Origin of the sequence: Staphylococcus sp. HMSC036D05 (genome assembly GCF_001836225.1) — a bacterium.
Lineage (GTDB): Bacteria > Bacillota > Bacilli > Staphylococcales > Staphylococcaceae > Staphylococcus > Staphylococcus caprae.
The window spans coordinates 316,092-334,814 of sequence record NZ_KV827773.1 but is presented as its reverse complement, the minus strand read 5'-3'; the positions used below and the strand labels follow the sequence as shown (position 1 = coordinate 334,814).

At 32.9% G+C, this 18,723-nt stretch carries 19 protein-coding genes and 1 pseudogene; 3 read left to right on the top strand and 17 right to left on the bottom strand.

What is annotated here, in order from left to right; genetic code table 11:
* Positions 1 to 86: 86 nt before the first annotated feature.
* The 5 genes from cobA to HMPREF2580_RS02085 all read right to left on the bottom strand — a co-directional run bounded on the left by cobA (position 87) and on the right by HMPREF2580_RS02085 (position 5,754).
* Positions 87 to 1,031 (bottom strand): uroporphyrinogen-III C-methyltransferase, encoded by a 945-nt coding sequence (gene cobA, locus HMPREF2580_RS02105; protein WP_070830238.1) that lies wholly within the window; start codon positions 1,029 to 1,031, stop codon positions 87 to 89.
* On the bottom strand, positions 1,022 to 1,336 hold the full coding sequence (gene nirD, locus HMPREF2580_RS02100; protein WP_002444050.1) for a nitrite reductase small subunit NirD: 315 nt from the start codon (positions 1,334 to 1,336) through the stop codon (positions 1,022 to 1,024). Before nirD ends, cobA begins: the two co-directional genes overlap by 10 nt.
* A 3-nt stretch (positions 1,337 to 1,339) precedes the next feature.
* Entirely contained in the window at positions 1,340 to 3,745 is a 2,406-nt protein-coding gene (gene nirB, locus HMPREF2580_RS02095) for a nitrite reductase large subunit NirB (RefSeq protein ID WP_070830237.1), read from the bottom strand.
* A 95-nt stretch (positions 3,746 to 3,840) separates the two neighbouring features.
* On the bottom strand, positions 3,841 to 4,560 hold the full coding sequence (locus HMPREF2580_RS02090) for a sirohydrochlorin chelatase (protein ID WP_037541640.1): 720 nt from the start codon (positions 4,558 to 4,560) through the stop codon (positions 3,841 to 3,843).
* A gap of 471 nt (positions 4,561 to 5,031) precedes the next feature.
* Positions 5,032 to 5,754 carry a class I SAM-dependent methyltransferase gene (locus HMPREF2580_RS02085; RefSeq protein WP_070830236.1) on the bottom strand — a complete coding sequence of 241 codons (723 nt, stop codon included), beginning with the start codon at positions 5,752 to 5,754 and terminating at the stop codon, positions 5,032 to 5,034.
* Positions 5,755 to 5,807: 53 nt separating this feature from the next.
* On the opposite strand from HMPREF2580_RS02085, the gene nikA reads away from it, so the two are divergent.
* Positions 5,808 to 7,283 carry a nickel ABC transporter substrate-binding protein gene (gene nikA / locus HMPREF2580_RS02080; RefSeq protein ID WP_070830235.1) on the top strand — a complete coding sequence of 492 codons (1,476 nt, stop codon included), beginning with the start codon at positions 5,808 to 5,810 and terminating at the stop codon, positions 7,281 to 7,283.
* Between the two features lie 360 nt (positions 7,284 to 7,643).
* Here nikA and HMPREF2580_RS02075 read toward each other — a convergent pair whose 3' ends face one another.
* From HMPREF2580_RS02075 to HMPREF2580_RS02050, 7 genes and pseudogenes are all read right to left on the bottom strand, one after another.
* Positions 7,644 to 8,180 carry a GNAT family N-acetyltransferase gene (locus HMPREF2580_RS02075; protein WP_070830234.1) on the bottom strand — a complete coding sequence of 179 codons (537 nt, stop codon included), beginning with the start codon at positions 8,178 to 8,180 and terminating at the stop codon, positions 7,644 to 7,646.
* Positions 8,181 to 8,368: 188 nt separating this feature from the next.
* Positions 8,369 to 9,190, bottom strand: a complete 822-nt coding sequence (locus HMPREF2580_RS02070) for a formate/nitrite transporter family protein (RefSeq protein ID WP_002444063.1) — start codon at positions 9,188 to 9,190, stop codon at positions 8,369 to 8,371.
* A 134-nt stretch (positions 9,191 to 9,324) separates the two neighbouring features.
* Complete coding sequence (locus tag HMPREF2580_RS11940; RefSeq protein WP_080981425.1) at positions 9,325 to 9,504, bottom strand: hypothetical protein; 180 nt, start codon at positions 9,502 to 9,504, stop codon at positions 9,325 to 9,327.
* A gap of 84 nt (positions 9,505 to 9,588) precedes the next feature.
* A complete protein-coding gene (locus HMPREF2580_RS02065) occupies positions 9,589 to 10,056 on the bottom strand; it encodes an SRPBCC family protein (protein WP_070830233.1) in 468 nt (155 codons plus the stop codon).
* A gap of 116 nt (positions 10,057 to 10,172) precedes the next feature.
* Positions 10,173 to 11,140 (bottom strand): annotated as a pseudogene (locus HMPREF2580_RS02060) (metal ABC transporter solute-binding protein, Zn/Mn family); the annotation flags it as partial.
* Positions 11,141 to 11,383: 243 nt separating this feature from the next.
* Complete coding sequence (locus HMPREF2580_RS02055) at positions 11,384 to 11,977, bottom strand: DsbA family protein (protein ID WP_070830232.1); 594 nt, start codon at positions 11,975 to 11,977, stop codon at positions 11,384 to 11,386.
* Between the two features lie 26 nt (positions 11,978 to 12,003).
* Positions 12,004 to 12,363 carry a DUF4467 domain-containing protein gene (locus tag HMPREF2580_RS02050; RefSeq protein WP_070830231.1) on the bottom strand — a complete coding sequence of 120 codons (360 nt, stop codon included), beginning with the start codon at positions 12,361 to 12,363 and terminating at the stop codon, positions 12,004 to 12,006.
* Between the two features lie 341 nt (positions 12,364 to 12,704).
* Between HMPREF2580_RS02050 and HMPREF2580_RS02045 the strand changes: the two genes are divergently transcribed.
* A complete protein-coding gene (locus tag HMPREF2580_RS02045; RefSeq protein WP_070830377.1) occupies positions 12,705 to 13,952 on the top strand; it encodes an aminoacyltransferase in 1,248 nt (415 codons plus the stop codon).
* Positions 13,953 to 14,015: 63 nt separating this feature from the next.
* Here HMPREF2580_RS02045 and HMPREF2580_RS02040 read toward each other — a convergent pair whose 3' ends face one another.
* The 5 genes from HMPREF2580_RS02040 to HMPREF2580_RS02020 all read right to left on the bottom strand — a co-directional run bounded on the left by HMPREF2580_RS02040 (position 14,016) and on the right by HMPREF2580_RS02020 (position 18,266).
* Positions 14,016 to 14,360, bottom strand: a complete 345-nt coding sequence (locus HMPREF2580_RS02040) for an ASCH domain-containing protein (protein ID WP_070830230.1) — start codon at positions 14,358 to 14,360, stop codon at positions 14,016 to 14,018.
* A 103-nt stretch (positions 14,361 to 14,463) separates the two neighbouring features.
* A complete protein-coding gene (locus HMPREF2580_RS02035; protein ID WP_070830229.1) occupies positions 14,464 to 15,195 on the bottom strand; it encodes an amino acid ABC transporter ATP-binding protein in 732 nt (243 codons plus the stop codon).
* Positions 15,192 to 15,911 carry an amino acid ABC transporter permease gene (locus HMPREF2580_RS02030; RefSeq protein ID WP_002444072.1) on the bottom strand — a complete coding sequence of 240 codons (720 nt, stop codon included), beginning with the start codon at positions 15,909 to 15,911 and terminating at the stop codon, positions 15,192 to 15,194. The genes HMPREF2580_RS02035 and HMPREF2580_RS02030 overlap by 4 nt, the downstream gene beginning before the upstream one ends.
* Positions 15,892 to 16,683, bottom strand: coding sequence for a transporter substrate-binding domain-containing protein (locus HMPREF2580_RS02025; RefSeq protein WP_002444075.1), 792 nt, complete (start codon positions 16,681 to 16,683; stop codon positions 15,892 to 15,894). The genes HMPREF2580_RS02030 and HMPREF2580_RS02025 overlap by 20 nt, the downstream gene beginning before the upstream one ends.
* Before the next feature lie 146 nt (positions 16,684 to 16,829).
* Entirely contained in the window at positions 16,830 to 18,266 is a 1,437-nt protein-coding gene (locus tag HMPREF2580_RS02020) for an MDR family MFS transporter (protein WP_070830228.1), read from the bottom strand.
* Between the two features lie 220 nt (positions 18,267 to 18,486).
* Between HMPREF2580_RS02020 and HMPREF2580_RS12160 the strand changes: the two genes are divergently transcribed.
* Positions 18,487 to 18,591 (top strand): putative metal homeostasis protein, encoded by a 105-nt coding sequence (locus HMPREF2580_RS12160; RefSeq protein WP_000762708.1) that lies wholly within the window; start codon positions 18,487 to 18,489, stop codon positions 18,589 to 18,591.
* Positions 18,592 to 18,723: the final 132 nt, after the last annotated feature.

Below are 18,723 nucleotides of genomic sequence, written 5' to 3'. Positions count from 1 at the left end.
CCCTAAAAAAAGACCATGAATTCGAAATTGAATTCATGGTCTCATTTCATCAGCAAAGTAAATTAAAATAAGAAGGATAGCGTCTTCTAAACTTCAATATATTCAATATGATATTGATTGATTAAATTTTGATAAATGGTTTGTTGTGATGGGTGATATTGCTCATCATAATCTAATAAACATTGTTTCCCTTCTTCATACAGTTCTTCAGCTTTTCTTAAAGCAAGTTCTTTATCACCTTTAATAAGGTATAACGTTGGCACTACATCCTCAGCCATTTTCTCCATATTAAAATTGGATTGATCGATATATTTCACTAACGAACCTAAAATGCAGATACCTGGTTGTCCATCGAAATGCGTTTGACTTAACGTTTCTTCAATCGTACTTAAATAACCTGTCACTACCTGTTGGTTGTAACATGTGGCATTAAATACAATTGCTATAGGGTAGTCTTCGTTTGTGTAAGCTGTAATTTGTTCAATAATATGACCTAATCGTTTAATTCCCATATAAATAGCCAAAGTACCACCGTTAATTAAATTACGAATATCTGTTTCTCGATTGGACGAATCTTTAAAATGACCTGTTGAGAAAGTGACACTTGGTACGATTGATCTCATTGTTAAGCCAGTATTTAATGATGCAACTGCTGCACTCGCTGAAGTCACTCCAGGTACAATCTCATGTTCAATACCATACGCTTTAAGCGTAGTGATTTCTTCAGTTACTCGCCCAAATATTGCTGGATCGCCGCCTTTTAGTCTGATAACGCAATGATATTTTTTAGCCATTTGAACCATTTTCATATTTATTTCGTCTTGTTGAATATGTTTGAAATAAGGTTTCTTGCCTACATCAATCATTTCAGTATGTGGAGGTGCATATTGTAAAATCAATGGGTTAACTAAGCGATCATAGAGAATCACATCAGCGGCTCTAATTAATTTTTCTGCTTTTTTGGTTAGTAAATTAGGATTTCCAGGGCCTGCTCCGACCAGGTAAACCTTGCCCATTGAATCTACAGACATAGATAGACATCTCCATCAATCACTTCAACTTGATATGTGCTCACACATCCTGTATCAGGCTCTTGAACTTCTCCTGAATCCAAATCTATTTTTTGGTCATGCAACGGACAATACACATATTTACCACTTACTGTCCCTTCTGACAATGGCCCTTGTTTATGCGGACATATATTACTTACAGCGTGAACCTTTCCATCTTCAGTTAAGAAGATGCCGATTTCTTTTTCGTTTACGATAACCTTTTTACCAATAAGAGGCGTTAACGCGTCTATAGTAGTGACTTTTACCTTTTCCATTGCTTTCATTTATTACACCTTCTCAACTTCAAAGATTTTTTGTGCATTGTTATCTTCTACAATAGCTTGCCATGGCTCCATTTCAATTGCTTTTTTAGCTTCCATAATTCGATTGAATAACTCTTGTTGTCTATCTTTATCCAATAAAACTTCTTTAACATTTTCAAAGCCTAAACGGTTGAGCCAAGGTGCTGTTCTTTCTGCATAGATGCCTGTTTCTCTATAATATTGCATGAGCGCACCACATAATTGGATGACTTCATCTTCTGTTTCAACTGTTGTGAGCAATTGTCCCACAGTGACATCAGTGCCACCATTACCTCCAATATAGATTTGGAAACCGTTCTCGACTGATATGACACCAAAGTCTTTGACACCAGACTCAACACAGCTTCTTGGGCATCCTGAAACGCCCATTTTAAACTTATGAGGTGTATCAATATATTCAAATGTTTTTTCAAGTCTAATACCTAAACGTGTTGTATATTGCGTACCAAAGCGGCAAAACTCTTTCCCTACACAACTTTTAACTGAACGTGTTTTTTTACCGTAAGCCGAAGCTGAACGCATGCCTAAATCTTCCCATACTTTAGGTAGTTCTTCTTTTTTCAAACCATATAACCCTACACGTTGTGACCCAGTAACTTTAACTAATGGGACGTTATATTTCTTAGCCACTTCTCCGAGTCTAATTAATTGATCGGCATCAGTCACGCCGCCTCTCATTTGAGGTATCACTGAAAATGTTCCGTCATTTTGAATATTGGCATGATAGCGTTCATTCGCAAAGCGTGATTCCTTCTCATCTTGATGTTCGAATGGATATACCATATTTAAATAGTAATTAATGGCTGGACGACATTTTGGACATCCATTTTTATCTTTGAAATTCAGAACATGTCTGACTTCTTTGGATGTTTTAAGTCCTTTAGCTCTAATTTGTGTTACGATCTGATCTCTAGTTAAATCTGTACAACTACAAATACCTGCAGGCTTCGCAGCAACAAAGTCATCTCCTAAAGTGTATTGAAGTATTTCTCCTATTTGTTTCTTACATTTACCACAAGAATTACCCGCTTTCGTTGATTGCGTTACTTCATCTACTGATGTAAGTCCTTCTTTAGTAATTGCATTAACAATCGTTCCTTTGTCCACGCCATTACAACCACATACTGTTTCATCATCAGCCATATCAGCAACTGACGTACCAGATGCTTCATTTCCTTTGTGTAATAATGACACAAGGGTATAGTCTTCTAATGATTCATGCTTTTTCATCATATTATAAAAACGAGAACCATCGTCTGTATCACCATATAATACCGCACCTACGACTTGTCCATTGTTTAAATAAACTTTCTTATAGATATTGTCTATACTATTAAAGATTTCAATGCCATGTACTTCTTCATTTTCCACAATTTGACCCGCACTATATAAATCGCAACCTGAAACCTTTAATGAAGTAAACGTTGTAGAACCTTTATAGCCCTTCGTTTCATTATCAGTTAAATAATCAGCTAGTACTTTACCTTGTTCATATAAAGGAGCTACAAGGCCGTATACCTTACCATTATGTTGCGCACATTCACCTATAGCATAAATATGAGCGTCAGACGTTTGTAAGTAATCATTAACTACAATACCTCGCTCAACGTCTAATCCTGCATCTTTAGCAACTTCTGTATAAGGTCTAATACCTACCGCCATCACAACTAAATCTGTCTCGATGACTCGACCATCGGCGAGTTGGACAGCTTCAACATCGTCATTTCCTATAATCTTTTTAGTGTTCGCTTGTAATTCAAAATGCATACCTTGCTTTTCTAAATCTGCTTTAAGCATGTCGGCAGCTTTACGGTCTAATTGCATTTCCATGAGCCATTCAGCAAGGTGTAAAACTGTGACTTCCATGCCTTGATCAAGTAAACCTCTAGCACATTCTAAACCAAGTAATCCCCCACCAATTACAATTGCTTTTTTCTTTTTGTTGGCAATATCGATTATTCGTTCAGTATCTTCAATTGTTCTCCAGCCAATCACGCTAGGTAAATCTGAACCTTCAATAGGTAAAACGAACGCTTTTGAACCAGTCGCAAAAATACAAATATCATAATTAACTTCTTTGCCACTTTGCGTCGTAACACTTTGAGCTTCTCTATTCACTTTTACAACTGGGTCATCATTAATTAAAGTAATACGATTTTCAGCATACCAATCATAACTATTCATTATTGTTTCTTCTACAGTCATCTTATTCTGTAAAATATTAGATAACATGATGCGGTTATAGTTAGGATAAGGTTCTTTACCAATGACAGTGATGTCATATCGATCTGCATCACGATTGATAATTTCCTCTATCGTTCTGATTCCTGCCATACCATTGCCAATCATTACTAATTTTTGTTTAGACATATATATGCTCCTCTAACATTAAAAATTACTTTACCATCTGTTGCTAAAGGATTGGTAATAAGGTCTAAACTAAGGAAGTAGTGAGTCAAGTAACATTAAACATTCAATTGTTCCAAACGCTCACGAATAATCAATTTTAAAATCGTATCAAAATTGATTGATGGCGTGATATGCAAATCACAATGAATGTCCATTTCTGAAATAAGACGTTTGACTTTATTTACTAAGCGACCATCAAATAAAAATAGAGGCACGATAATCAGGTCGTCATAGTTCTTCGAGATTTCGTCTAAGTCATTTCTAAATGTTAAAACACCATATAACGCTCTAGCGTATACTGGTTGATTTGAATCAATTGTTTTAACAAATTCTTTAAGTTCATCATGTGCCTTCGTAAATCGACCACTTCCGTTACCATGTGCGATAATAACCGTTGCAGCATTTGATGTTTCTTGTAATTTTACGTCAGCAATTCTTTTTTCTACAAGTTTTTTCATATAAGGATGTGTACCAAGTGGTTCACTCATTTCACTCTTTATGTGAGGGTGTTTGACCTTCATTTCTTTTAAAATTTCAGGAATGTCACCGATATAATGCATCGCTCTAAATATGAGTAATGGAACAATTCTAAATCTTGAAACTCCTTTTTCAATCATTTTTTCCATTGTAATCTCTAAATTTTGAGTATCACTTTCTAGAAAGGCCAACTCATAATGGTAGTCTTCATTTTTCAGGAGTGTAGTAATAAATTCTTCTAATGCCCTGTTTTGTTCACCTTTCCTCATACCGTGCGCGACTAATATGTTACCTATCACTATTACCAATCCTTTCAACTGCATTGTATAACAATTTTTCGAATATTTGTGATTATTTTCACATTATTTTAAAAAGTAGGGAATCCCCTTATTCCAAACATGAGGGAATGTCCTCACGAAATTATTTACGTCATTAAATCTGACAAAAATTTTTAATTTTTCATTATAAGTTATATAATCAATATGTTAGCGAATAACAAATATGTCTAAAATTAAAAATAATAATATTTAAAACTATGATTGTTACTAAGTAAAATTAGTGAAGCAAACTACTAGAAACCCTTCTCCATCAAGAACTCACATTTGCTTAACGGAGTATTGATGGCGACACGCCTGCAGGAATAGCATGCGTCTTGAGACTACAGGCTCAAGCCATGCCCGCGGCAAGGGAGCTAGTCAATACGAAGTATTGGTATCAAAGCATTATCTTTAAAGAGTTGGTTTAGAATTTGTATTTAAAACTATGCTATTTTACTTAACAACATGTATACCGAATAACGGAGATGGGTTATAGAATTGACTTTGTGGACGATTCACTCTTTGATATACACTTTGATCCACTTCTATTTTAGATACATTACATTTATCTAGAATCTGACAGTCATATGTTGGTCGAGTGTGCTGATTAATATCTATCGCATTTTTTAGATGTTCACTTTCTTTGAGCATTGAAAACTCTAAATCGTTATGCGCATGACTATTCGACAAATCTGATATTTGCGTAAAATTATCTTTTCCATAATCCGCATCAAAATTTAAAAGATGACCGTGTGGTTTCAATACTCTTAACCACTCTTCATATGCTTTGAAAGGATTTGTCATTAACCAAGTTACATTGCGGGCTATAACAAGATCAAAGGAGTCATCCGCAAAGTTTAAATCTTCAGCATCCATCACTTTGAATTGAATATGAACGTTTAATTCTTGTGATAAGTTCTGAGCTTGATGAATCATTTCAGGTGAAATATCAATACCAGTCACATCACAATCGTGTTTGGAGCATAAAATGGCTAAAAACCCAGCTCCCGTTCCAATATCTAAAATGGTTTGTATACTATCTAGATGAACATAGCGTTCAATTTCGTTAACCCAAATTTGTGCCTGTTCACTGTGAAGCTCTTCTTTTTTGTGTTGTACGAAAGATTGAGATCGCTTATTCCAGTAGTTGATAATGTTACTTTTAATGTTAGACATATCGTTCTCCTATCACATATTATGTTCATTTATTTATAGAAAGGACTTGTTTTATGAAAAAGTTTATAATTCTTATTGTAATGGTATCTTTTATTTTAGCAAGCTGTGGTAATCATTCAAAAACTGATAAAGATACCTTAAACATCGATATCCCATTAAAGACAAAGTCAATTGCGCCTTATGAGACTGATATTCCTGTTAAAGTAGGTGCTTTAGAATCACTTTTCAAAATGTCTAAAGATGGGAAAGTTAAACCTCTATTAGTTAAAAGTTATAAACAAAAATCAGATAGTACATTAGAACTGACTTTAAAAGATAAAATTAAATTCCAAGATGGAAGACAGTTAACTGGTCAAGCAGTGAAAGAAAGTCTCGAAGAAGGTATGAAGAAAAGTGATTTATTAAAAGGTTCACTACCGATTAAATCAATTCATGCAGATGGTCAAAAAGTCACAATTACAACTAAAGAACCTTATCCTGAATTGAAATCAGAATTGGCGAGTCCATTCGCAGCGATTTACGATGTGAAAGCGAAAAGTAAAGTGAGTGATAAACCAGTAGGTACAGGACCTTATCAAATTGATAATTACAAACGTTCACAAAAACTTGAACTCTCTAAATTCAAAGATTACTGGCAAGGAAAACCTAAATTGAAGAAAATCAATGTAACTTACCACGAAGATGGTAATACACGTGTAGATAATCTATTGTCAGGCAAATCTGATTTAACGACTGATGTGCCAATAGATCGAATCAATGATGTAAAAAATTCGAAAAAAGCAGAAATCCAAAGTACATCAGGATTTAGGACACATTTACTACTATATAATCATGAAAGTAAAAAGATGAATAAAAATGTTAGAAAAGCATTTGACATGATTATTAATCGTAAAGAAATTGCTAAAGATGTATCTAAAAATTATGCTAAGCCCGCTTCAGGACCTTTCAATCACAGACTAAAAACAGTTGAAAATGGAAAAGTTCAAAATCAAGATATTAAAAAAGCGAAGAAATTATTAGAACAAGAAGGATATACGAAATCTCACCCACTTAAAATCAATATGGTCACTTATGATGGACGCCCAGAATTACCTAAAATTGGCCAAGTCATTCAATCTGAGGCTAAAAAAGCAAATATTGATATTCAATTACGTAATGTAGATGATATTGATGGTTACTTAAAAGATACGAAAGCATGGGATGTGTCCATGTATAGTTATTTAACTGTACCTCGTGGTGATACAGGTTACTTCTTCAATACAGCGTACTTACCAAATGGTGCACTCAACAAAGGTCATTACAACAACAAAGAAGTTACTCAACTTATTAATAAGTTAAATACGACTTTTGGAGAAAAACAACGTGCGTCAGTGACAAATGATATTTTAGAAAAATCTAAAGATGATATACCGAATAGTTATATCACTTATAACAGTCAAATAGATGGTGTAAGCAACAAAGTTCAAAACTTCAACGTTACACCAGAGTCTATATATTTAATTGATTATAAAGTAAGTAAAAAAGAATAATCTCTTAAGTAGAATTTGAGAAATTAATCTTAATTTAAGAGAGTTCCAAAAAATAATAGCAGTAAGAGGATTTCAATTAGAATCTTCTTACTGCTACTTTTATATTCAATACTTCGTATTGTATGGCTTCGCGTTCCTAGGGTGCCGTCTCAGCCTTGGTCTTTAAAGCAATTCTTTGATTTCAATCATTAGAATTGCTTACTTAAGTGCTTCGCACTTAAGTTCATTTTTAAAGAAATCAGGAGTCTCGCCATAAATACTTCGTTTATCTTTTGAGAATAATTCTTTTGAGCCAATCACTCGTTTATATATTATTGATTTAAAATGTGATGGTTTTTTTAATCAATCTTAGCTCAGTCTTTAAAATGGTGGTTGTCCTAGTATTTTCTCTTCAAATCGTTCAGGTATCAATATTTTACGCATAATCACACCTAAATCGCCATCGTCATTCTCATGTTCTGCGTATATTTCATACCCTCTTTTTTCATAGATTTGTAGCAACCAAGGATGTAATCGAGCGGAAGTACCTAATGTGACCGCAGCAGCTTTTAATGTATCTCTTAAGAAATCTTCTTCTACATACTTCAATAATCGACTCCCATATCCCTGTCCATCGTAAGCAGGCTTTGTAGCAAACCACCATACGAAAGGATATCCAGATATACTTCTTACACTACCCCATGGATATCTAACAGTGATTGTTGAAATCATTTCATTATCTTTTTCCATCACAAAGGTCGTATTATTCACGATATTTTCTTTGACCATATTTAAATCTGCATTCACTGATGGCCAATCAATGCCTAATTCTCTTAACGGTGTAAAGGCATCATACATTAATTGATGTAATGCTTCTGCATCTTCTGTATTTGCTATTCTTATATTTATTTCTGACATATTTTCACTCCCAAACGTTAACAATGAACATGAATCATAGCCTACCTTGTCGGCTTATCGATGTCCATTAATTGAGCTTATATGATCTAATTAATCTTTTTAAATATGAAGGCGTACTCATGTCATTAGCTGTCATTTTATTATTTTCCAAAAATAAAAGCAGGTTCAAAAAATGAACCTGCTAAAGTTTATTGAGATAAACTGTCACGTTTACCGTTTAAATATGCATACACTAAACCTACGAAAATGCCGCCACCGATATAGTTACCAATAAATGCAAAGACAATATTCTTAATGACGTCAATCCATGATAGCGCATCTGCATTAAAGAAAATCATACCAGCGTATAGACCAGCATTAAATACAACGTGTTCGTAGCCCATAAAGACAAAGACGATGACACCACAAGCAATGAAAAATGCTTTGGCTAGTCCTTCTTTAAATTGTAAAGATATAAAAATACCTATGTTGATGAAGAAATTACAAAAAATACCTTTAACTAATATGTTGAGCCATGTCGACTCGACTGTTTTCTTGTGAACGAGTGTAGTTAAACTGTCTGTCATCTCAGGTGTCATCACGTGTGAAAACTTCATTAAGAAGAATAGAATAAATCCACCAATAATATTCCCAATAAAACAGAAAATAAAAATCCAAACGACTTTCTTCATACTTATTACTTTATAGTACCAACCCACTGTTAAATACATAAAATTACTTGTAAGTAACTCAGAGTGAGTAAGCACGACAAGTACAAGTCCCAAACTAAAAGAAATGGCACCCATTAAGTTAATTAATCCATCATTATGTGTAGACGCAAATTGTGTTTTAATTGCGAGCATGAAAACCGTAACAATAGATAGTAAGAACCCAGCCATCATTGATTTCAATGCATAACGAGTTGGTGTCTTATCCGCCATAACCTCCTTCATTTGAACTTGACCTGCTATGTTGTGAACAATAGCTTTTGTAGCATATGTATCTTCAATGTTTTTCTTATTCTTGAACATATTTACTTTCTCTCCCTACCTCACGCATTTAATGATACTTTTACATTATATTAGTTAGCGCTCGATTAGTGTATATTAAATTTTATTTTTCCATAAAAAAGAACGCCACCCTTACTTTAGAGTGACGTTGATATTTATTTGCGCTTACGTTGAGCTAAAAAGTGTAAGCAATATGCAAATATGCCGTATCCGAGTGCTGTTCTTAAAATAAATCTTAATGCCTTATTAGATACGCAATTAGAAGTAACTAACATTGTGGATATGCCAGTAGTTAATGTGTAAAGTCCCAATACTTTCAAATATCTTTGTTTCATCATATATACCTCTCTTGCATGATATTTTCTTAATTCTAATTATATATGATATAAGACTTTTTGACTCTGACATATTTATGACATCTATTTCTCTAATAGCGCTTCTAAATTGTCTAAGGTACCGTTCATGCCTTGTTCCACACCCATATCTAAAGCTTGTTGAGCAGCATCTTGTGTTGGAAAAACAGATGTAGAAGTTACAGTTGTCTTGCCATTACTCTCTTTAAAATCCATTAAAATTTGCATACCTGGCATAGATGTATCTTTCTCTCCTTGTGGCGTTGCAAAATAATCTAAGTATTCAAGGCGATGTGGCTTTTGTACTTTCTGATATTCTGTAATTGTATAACTTGTCATATTCGGTGCTTTAATTGCGAAAAATGCTTTTCCACCCTCAACAGCATTAAATTGATACACTTCTATAGAAGCACCTTCAGGATAAAACCACTGCTCGAAAAGTTCTTTCTGAGTATATGCATCAAATACTTTATTCGCCGGTGCATTAAATGTTCTAGAAAAAATAATTCTGTTCTTTTCTTTTTTTATTGGCATAATTAACCCTCACATTTATCTCTGTTTTATTAGTGACTTTATCGTAACAGAAATACTTTTTAAAAGGTATTGAGAGCCCTCAATCATTCGACTGAGGACTCTATGTCATATTACTATTTTGCTTTTGTATTGTTTGATAAAGCTTTATCTATATTTTTAATATTTTCTTTCATTAATGATTGATATGATAAATCTTTATCATTTTGCTGATCTTTATTTAAAGATTCCATGTTGTAAAATTTGAGTGGTTGCGCATCTGTTTCTTTACGGATTGTTTCTGTCACTTTATTCGCAACGTTATCTTCATAAAGAATATATTTCGCTTTACTATCTTTGATTTCTTTAACAATTTGAGTTAATTCTTTCTGTGATGGATCCTCAGCATTCATATTTTGAATACCTTCTTGTTTGAATCCATATCTATGTGCTAAATAACCCATTGATTCATGTGAAATGAATACGGTATGGTCCTTTTTGTCTTTAGTGACCTTTTTCATATCTTTATCTAAATCACTAAGTTGTTTGTATAATTTTTTATAATTGTTTTCATATTCTTTTTTATGTTTAGGGTCTTTTTTAACTAACGTATCTTTGATTTCTTTAGCAAATGTTTGATCCATTTTAGGGTCTAACCAGATATGTGGGTCATATTCTCCGTGGTGATGATGTTCATGTTCCTCATGCCCCTCATGTTCTTCACCGTGATGATGGTGGTCAGGAAGTAAACTTGATTTGTCTAATTTATCTTGAAGAGAAAGTTTTTTGTTTTTATCTTTGATTGTGCTTGCAACCTTTTTAGCGACTGGATCTAAATCGTCACCAGTATACACAAATAAATCTGCCTTACTCGCATTTAAAATATCTTTTTGAGTAGGTTCATAACTATGTAAATCCGTACCTGCTGGATAAATTGATTTCACATCAACATGCTTTCCACCTATTTGTTCTGCAAAAGATTGAAGTGGGTACACTGTCGTGTTAATAGTGACTTTCCCATCTTGCTTTTGTTATCATCATTTCCACACGCTGTTAAAATTACAGCAAATAACGGGATAATGAATAATAAACTTAATACCTTTTTCATAAACAGCCTCCTAAATAGTAATTATTACGATTTAAAAGTATAAACCTAACTTCACTAAATTACAAGGTGTTTTTCAAAAAAGTATGATTGATATCTATTTGAATGGTAAAAAAGTTCTTCAAAATGAATCAAAATAAAATAATGGCCCCTATAATGAATTTTTAACATTCACTATAGAGGCCAATTTAAATCAATACTCTGGTCGTTTATTAAAAACGTTTATATCTTCTTTTTAAGACAGTATTATTTGTCTTTCAATAATGTTTCATAACTACTGAAATGGTATGGATCTTTAACTTTTTTACCTTCAATAAATACTGTTGGCGTTTGTTTAATATGATGATCCTTACCTATTTGTTTATCTTTATCAGCAGCTTTCCATGATTCAGAATCTTTAGTTTTATAGTCTTTTTTAATTTTATCTTTACTATTTTGACTTATATTTAATTTATCAATTTGTTGATCTACTAATTTATGAGTAATCCATTGCTTATCTTCATCTTGTTGTTGTTCAAACATTAACTTTTGAAATTGGAGTGAATACTTAGGTGCATAGTGATTGACTGCATGTTGTGCCCTAGAACCTATAATAGAATCCTTTCCTAAAAAGGCTAAATTCACATATTGAAATTTTACTTTATCTTTATCAATATAGTTGTTCTTTAATTTAGGCATCACATTGTCTTCTACTTTCTTACAATATGGACATTTAAAATCACCATACATCACTATGAGTGGCTTTCCATTTTGTACATCATTAGTAGAACTGGGTTGTTTTGAACATCCAAACAATAGAATAATAGCTATGACACTCATGAATCCAATTACTTTTTTCATTGGTGCTCCTTCTTGCTAAAACGCGATTATTTCATATTCTCTTCTTTATAGTCAGGTTCATGCGATTGGTAATAACCTTTTGAATTAAAGTTTTCTTTGTAATGTGCCTTTTTACCTTTAAACTCATAAGTATAATAATGAACTTCTGCATCATCACTTAATGGTTTATATGCTAGAATGACATATTTCCCTTTATTAAAAACATAGATATTTGCATCTTTTTTATCAAAATGTTTGACTTCATCGCCTGAATCGTTTTTAGCAATTTTTTCTTGTTTTTTGTCTTGCATTTTCACAGCTTTATCAATTTTATCTGTGTATTTACTACTACTGCAACCTGCTAACAATAGTGCGATTACAGCTAAAGAAACTGCCAATTTCTTCAAACTACTCACTCCTGCCTCTCTACTTATTCTAATTAGTAGAAAATTAAATTACCGTGAAAGTCTATACATTATACATTCATTGAATTCCTTTTCAAAAATGAGCAATGCTAGAATCTCACTCTTTCATTATAAATTCTATCATATAACGAATAGAGCTACGATGCTAGTTATTCTTAATTTTATGATTTTATTAAGATTATTTAAGTTGGGGTAAATTTATCTCATACAAAAGTATGACGTTATTATTTGTGTTATTATATGTAATGATGCCTTTAGTTTGGTAAAATAGATAAATCATGACAATATTGATAACGAAATCGACATAGAGGGGAAGATTGATGATGAAATTTGTTAACTTGACATCTGAAGAATTTGATCGATTTACTTCAGAAAACTTTTCTCATTATACACAATCCAGTATACATTATAATAACCGTAATAAAATGAAAGGTGACGTTCATCTTGTGGGAGTTAAGGATGACAATGATAAAGTCATTGCTGCTTGTCTTTTAACAGAAGCACGTTCACTTAAATTCTTTAAATATTTCTACACACATAGAGGTCCAGTGATGGATTATCGCAACTTGACATTAGTTCGTTTCTTCTTCAAATCCCTCACAGATTATTTGAAAAAGCGCAACTGTTTATATGTACTTGTTGACCCTTACTTGTTAGAAAACTTAAGAAATGCTGAAGGTGAAATTATCGAATCATTTGATAATCGACCTTTCATTAAAACGTTAGAAGACTTAGGTTATAAACACCAAGGCTATACAGTTGGTTACGATACGATGAGCCAAATTCGCTGGCTATCCGTTCTAAATCTTAAAGATAAATCCGAAGATCAGTTATTGAAAGAAATGGATTATCAAACTCGCCGTAATATTAAGAAAACATATGAAATGGGCGTCCAAGTTAAAACACTTCCTATCGAAGAAACTGATACGTTCTTTGAACTCTTCCAAATGGCCGAAGAGAAACATGGTTTCAAATTCCGTGAAAAACCATATTTCGAAGATATGCAAAAAACATATGAAGACCATGCAATGCTTAAACTTGCTTACATTGACTTACAAGATTATTTAAATACGTTACAAGACAAACATAAAGAATTAGAAAAGCAACTTAAAGAGGTTGAACATACGCTTGAAGAGAATCCTAATTCTAAGAAAAATAAGACAAAACATACTCAAGTTAAACAGCAATTTGATAGTAATGAACGTAAAATCAAACAAACTAAAGAGAAAATTGACGAAGAAGGTCAAGTATTGAACTTAGCTGCAGCATTATATATTTATAATGAACATGAAGTATATTATCTTTCAAGTGGTTCAAACCCTAAATATAATGCGTATATGGGTGCTTATCGTTTACAATGGGAAATGATTAAGTTCGCAAAAGAACATAACATTGATCGATATAATTTCTATGGTATTACTGGGGACTTTAGTGAAGATGCTGAAGATGCAGGCGTTCAAAAGTTCAAAGAAGGCTTTAATGCTGATGTTTATGAATATATCGGTGACTTTATCAAACCGATTAAACCTATTTTCTATAAAGTAAAAGAAACACTAGAAAACCGTAAATAATATCAAACCGCCCTCAAGGTCTCTGACTTTGGGGGCAGTTTTTATATACAGTCATATTTATGATTAAACTAATTTTATTTTTAAAGCTACAACGCCGTGATTTAATTCATCATTTTGATTGTAAATTTTATAAATACTAGCTACTTTTTGTGCTAATGAGACATTATCACTATAACCGAGCTCATCATTATCATAATAATTAAATAACTGTTGGAAAGTATCGAAAACTCTTTTTTCTAACACTTTTACTATCATTTTTTTCTCAGGTGATTCTATATTTGTAAAGACTATCGTGTCTCCTATTTTAATTGATTGTCTTTTTTCATCATTTAATCTTATTTCTATCGTCTTTCTATTGTTGCGAACCGCTTCAAATGGCTCAACATAAAGTTTCATCGAGTGTTCCATTCTTTCACTCCTCAAACTGTTCTTTTTGAAAAATTAAATTACACCTATTCTAACATAAAATAGCCATGTAAACGTCTAATTCACGTCTACATGGCTACTTCTACTATTCTTCGTTAATTACATTTAAAAAGCGTTTTAATTCTTCAGTTTTAGGATGATTAAATAATTCATCTGGTGCGCCTTGTTCTGCGATTACACCTTCATGAATAAAGACTGTTTGATTTGAAACTTCTCGAGCAAAGCGCATTTCATGTGTAACAATGACCATTGTCATGCCTTCATCAGCTAGTTCTTTAATTACCTTTAATACATCATTTACTAACTCTGGGTCCAGTGCAGATGTAGGTTCATCGAAAAGCATGACTTTAGGATTCATAGCTAACGCTCGAGCAATGGCTACACGTTGCTGTTGCCCTCCTGATAATGCATGAGGACGTTGGTCTTTAACATGCACTAAACCTACCTTTTCCAATAATTCCATTGCTTTACGTTTAGCTTCAGCTTTTTGCATTTTCTTAACTGTAACAAGACCTTCCATCACATTCTCTAATGCGGATTTGTGTGGAAATAAATTATAACTCTGGAAGACCATACCAGATTGTTGACGCACTTCGATTTGTGATTTTTTATCCTTTTCAGTATAGGTTTTACCATTAACATACACTGAACCTTGAGTGGGTATTTCTAATGCATTCATCATACGTAGTAAGGTTGTCTTTCCTGAGCCTGAACGTCCTATTAATGTCACAACTTCTCCTTTATCGACTGTTAAATCGATACCTTTAATCACTTCTGTATCATTAAAAGACTTATGGATATTTTTTAATTCAATCATGAGCGATACCCTCTTTCAATGCGTGATTCATACCATCCTTGAATAATAGAGATGATAAAGCATACAACCCAATACATGATAGCTACAAGAATATATATTGTTAAATATTCATACGAAGTTGAAGCTACTTCCTGAGCCTTTCTGAACATTTCAGCTACAAGAATAAATCCTAATAATGATGTATCCTTGATTAACCCTAAAAATGTATTACCTAATGCAGGGATAGAAACACGTATCGCTTGTGGTAGAATAATACGCTGAACTGTTTGGCGATAATTCATTCCGATTGAATATGCCGCTTCAGTTTGTCCCTTCGGAATTGAAATAATACCTCCACGAATAATTTCAGATGCATAAGCGCCTACATTGAATGACAATCCTATAATTGCTGCTACAACTGGTGCTAATGTCCATTGATTATCCGCATCATTGGTAATAAGTCTTCCAAGCTCTGGTATACCATAAAATATAATAAATAACTGAACAATCATTGGTGTACCTCGAATGATTGAAACATAAACGCGTGCGATACCTCTTAAAATTTTACTTGTTGAAATACGCATCAATGCAGTAAACAAGGCAATAATAAGTCCTAATATAAATGTAACTATAGTAATAGGGATTGAGTATTTCACCAATCCCTCTAACATTGGACCAAATGCTTGTTTTGCTGCATCTAAAGCGTGTTGTTGTTCACTATTTAGACTTAGAAACATCTTGACCAAACCATTTCTTACCTATTTTAGCTAATTCACCATTGTCTCTAATTTTCTTAAGACCTTCGTTGAATTTTTGAACTGTTTTATCGTCTACTTTTTTAGAAAATGCGAAAGCTGATTTGTTTTGTTCAGCATTACCTTTAATTGCTTTAATCTTAGCATTAGGCTTTTGTTTCTTATAATCTAAATAAGAAAGACTATCATTGAATGTACCATCTACGCGTTTTGATAATAATAAATCCATTGATTGGTTAAAACCATCAACTTTAGTAATGTCAGCACCTTTATCTTTAGCTAACTGACCATAATTTGAAGTAAATGTTTGTGCTAGCTTTTTACCTTTAACATCATTAAATGATTTAATATCTTTCTCATTATCACGAACGACTAATACTGCACTTGAGTATGTGTAAGGATCTGAGAATTTATATTTCTTCTCTCTGTCTTTATTGACACCAACTTGGTTAGCGATAACATCGAAACGTCCTGCATCTAATCCAGCGAACATTGAATCCCATGATGTTTCATTGAATTTCAATTTCAAATTCTCTGCTTTAGCTACGGCTTTGATGACATCAATATCGTAACCTGTTAATTGGTCTTTTTTATTGTGGAAAGTGAATGGTGCATATGTACCTTCAGTACCTACACGTAATGTATTATCATCTTTGCTGCTTGATTTACCATCTTTATTACTTGAAGAATCGTTATTGCCACATGCGGCTAACACGAAAACTAATGCGATAACGCAAAATAAAAGTCTCTTCATTTATCTAAACCCCTTATTCTTATTATTCTAATCGGAATAAAAATATTTTATCCTTTAAAATTATAATAGTCAATAAGAAGTTCTTTTATATCAAGTGTTCAGAATGTTCTAATATATTTTTTATACTCAAAAACACGCACGCATGTTTACTCTTGAGTCTTAGATTTGGAAGTTTTCTTAATCATAAATGTACATAGGAAACTAATAACTGTAATAATAACCGCAAATAAAAATCCAGCATGGTAACCATGAAGCATCGTATCAATTTTAATTTGACCAATCATTTCTTGTTTATTCATACCTTTATAGTCACTCATTTTAGGTGAAAAATGTTGACTCGCCTGACTCAAGATTGTAATTAAACCTGCCGTACCAATTGAACCGGAAATTTGTTGGACTGTATTCGTCATGGAAGATCCATGTGCGTTCATTTCTGGTGTTAATTGATTCATCGTATGTGTCATGACTGGCATTAATCCTAAAGCAATACCTATCATACGAATCGCATAAACGGTTGCTAACATAATTGTTGATGTATGTTCATCCATCACTACGAAATAAGAGGTTGTGATAATCACGATTAACATACCGATGATAGCTAATGGCTTGGCACCAAACTTTTCATACATAGCACCAGAAGTCATAGACATCACTGCCATGACAATCGCACCAGGTAAAAGTATAAGTCCTGAATCAAGTGCAGACTCATTTAATAGGTTTTGAACAAACATAGGTAGTACTGTTTCTGAACCAATCATGGAAATCATCGTTACTGCCATGATTAATAATCCTATAGCAAATTGTTTATTTTTAAATACTCCGAAATTAAGTAATGGCGTTTCAAGATGAGATTGTCTCCAAATAAATAATGCTACGAGTATGATACCGCCAATAATTGTTGTTATGACAATTGGATCATCCCATCCATCGTGTGAAATCGAACTTGTACCATATAATAGACCACCAAATCCAAAGACAGATAATATAATCGAAATGATATCAATAGGCACTTTCACGTTTGTGCCAACATTTTTAACGGTAAATAAAGCAATGATAAATGTGATTGCCGCAATAGGTGCAACGACATGGAATAACGATCTCCAGTTAAAATACTCCACTAAATAACCTGATAGCGTAGGTCCTATCGCAGGCGCTAAACCAATGACAAGTCCGAAGATGCCCATGTATTTACCACGTTCATGTGGTTCGAAAATATCAAGAATGGTTGTCATCATTAATGGCATCATAATTCCTGAACCTAAGGCTTGAATAATTCTTGCGAATAATAAAATTGTAAAATTAGGACTGAAACCTCCGACAATTGTTCCTATAAAGAAAATCAGAATTCCCGTTAAGAACACTTGTCTTGTTGTAAAGCGTTGAATGACTAAAGCTGACAATGGAATGACTACCCCATTCGTGAGTAGAAACGCTGTCGTTAGCCATTGTACTTGGGAATATTGGATATGAAAATCTTTCATAATACTTGGTAATGCAGTTGTTAATAGTGTCTCATTTAATAATCCAAAGAATCCACCAAGTAACATTGTAATAATCATGACTAACTTGGTTTTTAAAGACATGATTATCCCTCCTTTTTATAAATTATCAATTAGATATTTGCCTATTATACATATTTTGAGTGCATCAATCATATAATTGACTCATTTTACTACTGAAAATAACTTCAAAAATTGTTAGTGCCTTTGAGAAAGGATAACTATTTTTAGTAAATCGTAATAATTACTATTTACAAACAAACTTTTTTCTTCCATAATATAGCTAGAAAAGGAGGAAAATGATATGAAACTAGATTTACAAACTGCACGACGTAATCTTAACAGTCCAAATATCAAAACAAGAAAACGTGCTTTAAAGATTATTAAACAACATAAAAGAGCTAAATAATTTTTAAAATTTAACTATGCAAATATCATTAAAAATATTTATTTGAATGTGAATCAACTTACGATATCGTTATCATTTCCCCGAATTGGGTAAGCTATTAAACATTTTATTCTTAAATTTCCTTACTATCAG

Coding starts and splice junctions, on each gene's coding strand:
- nirD (WP_002444050.1), bottom strand. CDS start 1,336: ATGAAAGCAATGGAAAAGGTAAAAGTCACTACTATAGACGCGTTAACG.
- HMPREF2580_RS02075 (WP_070830234.1), bottom strand. CDS start 8,180: ATGTCAGAAATAAATATAAGAATAGCAAATACAGAAGATGCAGAAGCA.
- HMPREF2580_RS02065 (WP_070830233.1), bottom strand. CDS start 10,056: ATGCCAATAAAAAAAGAAAAGAACAGAATTATTTTTTCTAGAACATTT.
- HMPREF2580_RS12160 (WP_000762708.1), top strand. CDS start 18,487: ATGAAACTAGATTTACAAACTGCACGACGTAATCTTAACAGTCCAAAT.
- HMPREF2580_RS02035 (WP_070830229.1), bottom strand. CDS start 15,195: ATGATTGAATTAAAAAATATCCATAAGTCTTTTAATGATACAGAAGTG.
- HMPREF2580_RS02040 (WP_070830230.1), bottom strand. CDS start 14,360: ATGGAACACTCGATGAAACTTTATGTTGAGCCATTTGAAGCGGTTCGC.
- HMPREF2580_RS02085 (WP_070830236.1), bottom strand. CDS start 5,754: ATGTCTAACATTAAAAGTAACATTATCAACTACTGGAATAAGCGATCT.
- nikA (WP_070830235.1), top strand. CDS start 5,808: ATGAAAAAGTTTATAATTCTTATTGTAATGGTATCTTTTATTTTAGCA.
- HMPREF2580_RS02020 (WP_070830228.1), bottom strand. CDS start 18,266: ATGTCTTTAAAAACCAAGTTAGTCATGATTATTACAATGTTACTTGGT.
- HMPREF2580_RS02070 (WP_002444063.1), bottom strand. CDS start 9,190: ATGTTCAAGAATAAGAAAAACATTGAAGATACATATGCTACAAAAGCT.
- HMPREF2580_RS02055 (WP_070830232.1), bottom strand. CDS start 11,977: ATGAAAAAAGTAATTGGATTCATGAGTGTCATAGCTATTATTCTATTG.
- HMPREF2580_RS02045 (WP_070830377.1), top strand. CDS start 12,705: ATGAAATTTGTTAACTTGACATCTGAAGAATTTGATCGATTTACTTCA.
- HMPREF2580_RS11940 (WP_080981425.1), bottom strand. CDS start 9,504: ATGAAACAAAGATATTTGAAAGTATTGGGACTTTACACATTAACTACT.
- cobA (WP_070830238.1), bottom strand. CDS start 1,031: ATGTCTGTAGATTCAATGGGCAAGGTTTACCTGGTCGGAGCAGGCCCT.
- HMPREF2580_RS02025 (WP_002444075.1), bottom strand. CDS start 16,683: ATGAAGAGACTTTTATTTTGCGTTATCGCATTAGTTTTCGTGTTAGCC.
- nirB (WP_070830237.1), bottom strand. CDS start 3,745: ATGTCTAAACAAAAATTAGTAATGATTGGCAATGGTATGGCAGGAATC.
- HMPREF2580_RS02030 (WP_002444072.1), bottom strand. CDS start 15,911: ATGTTTCTAAGTCTAAATAGTGAACAACAACACGCTTTAGATGCAGCA.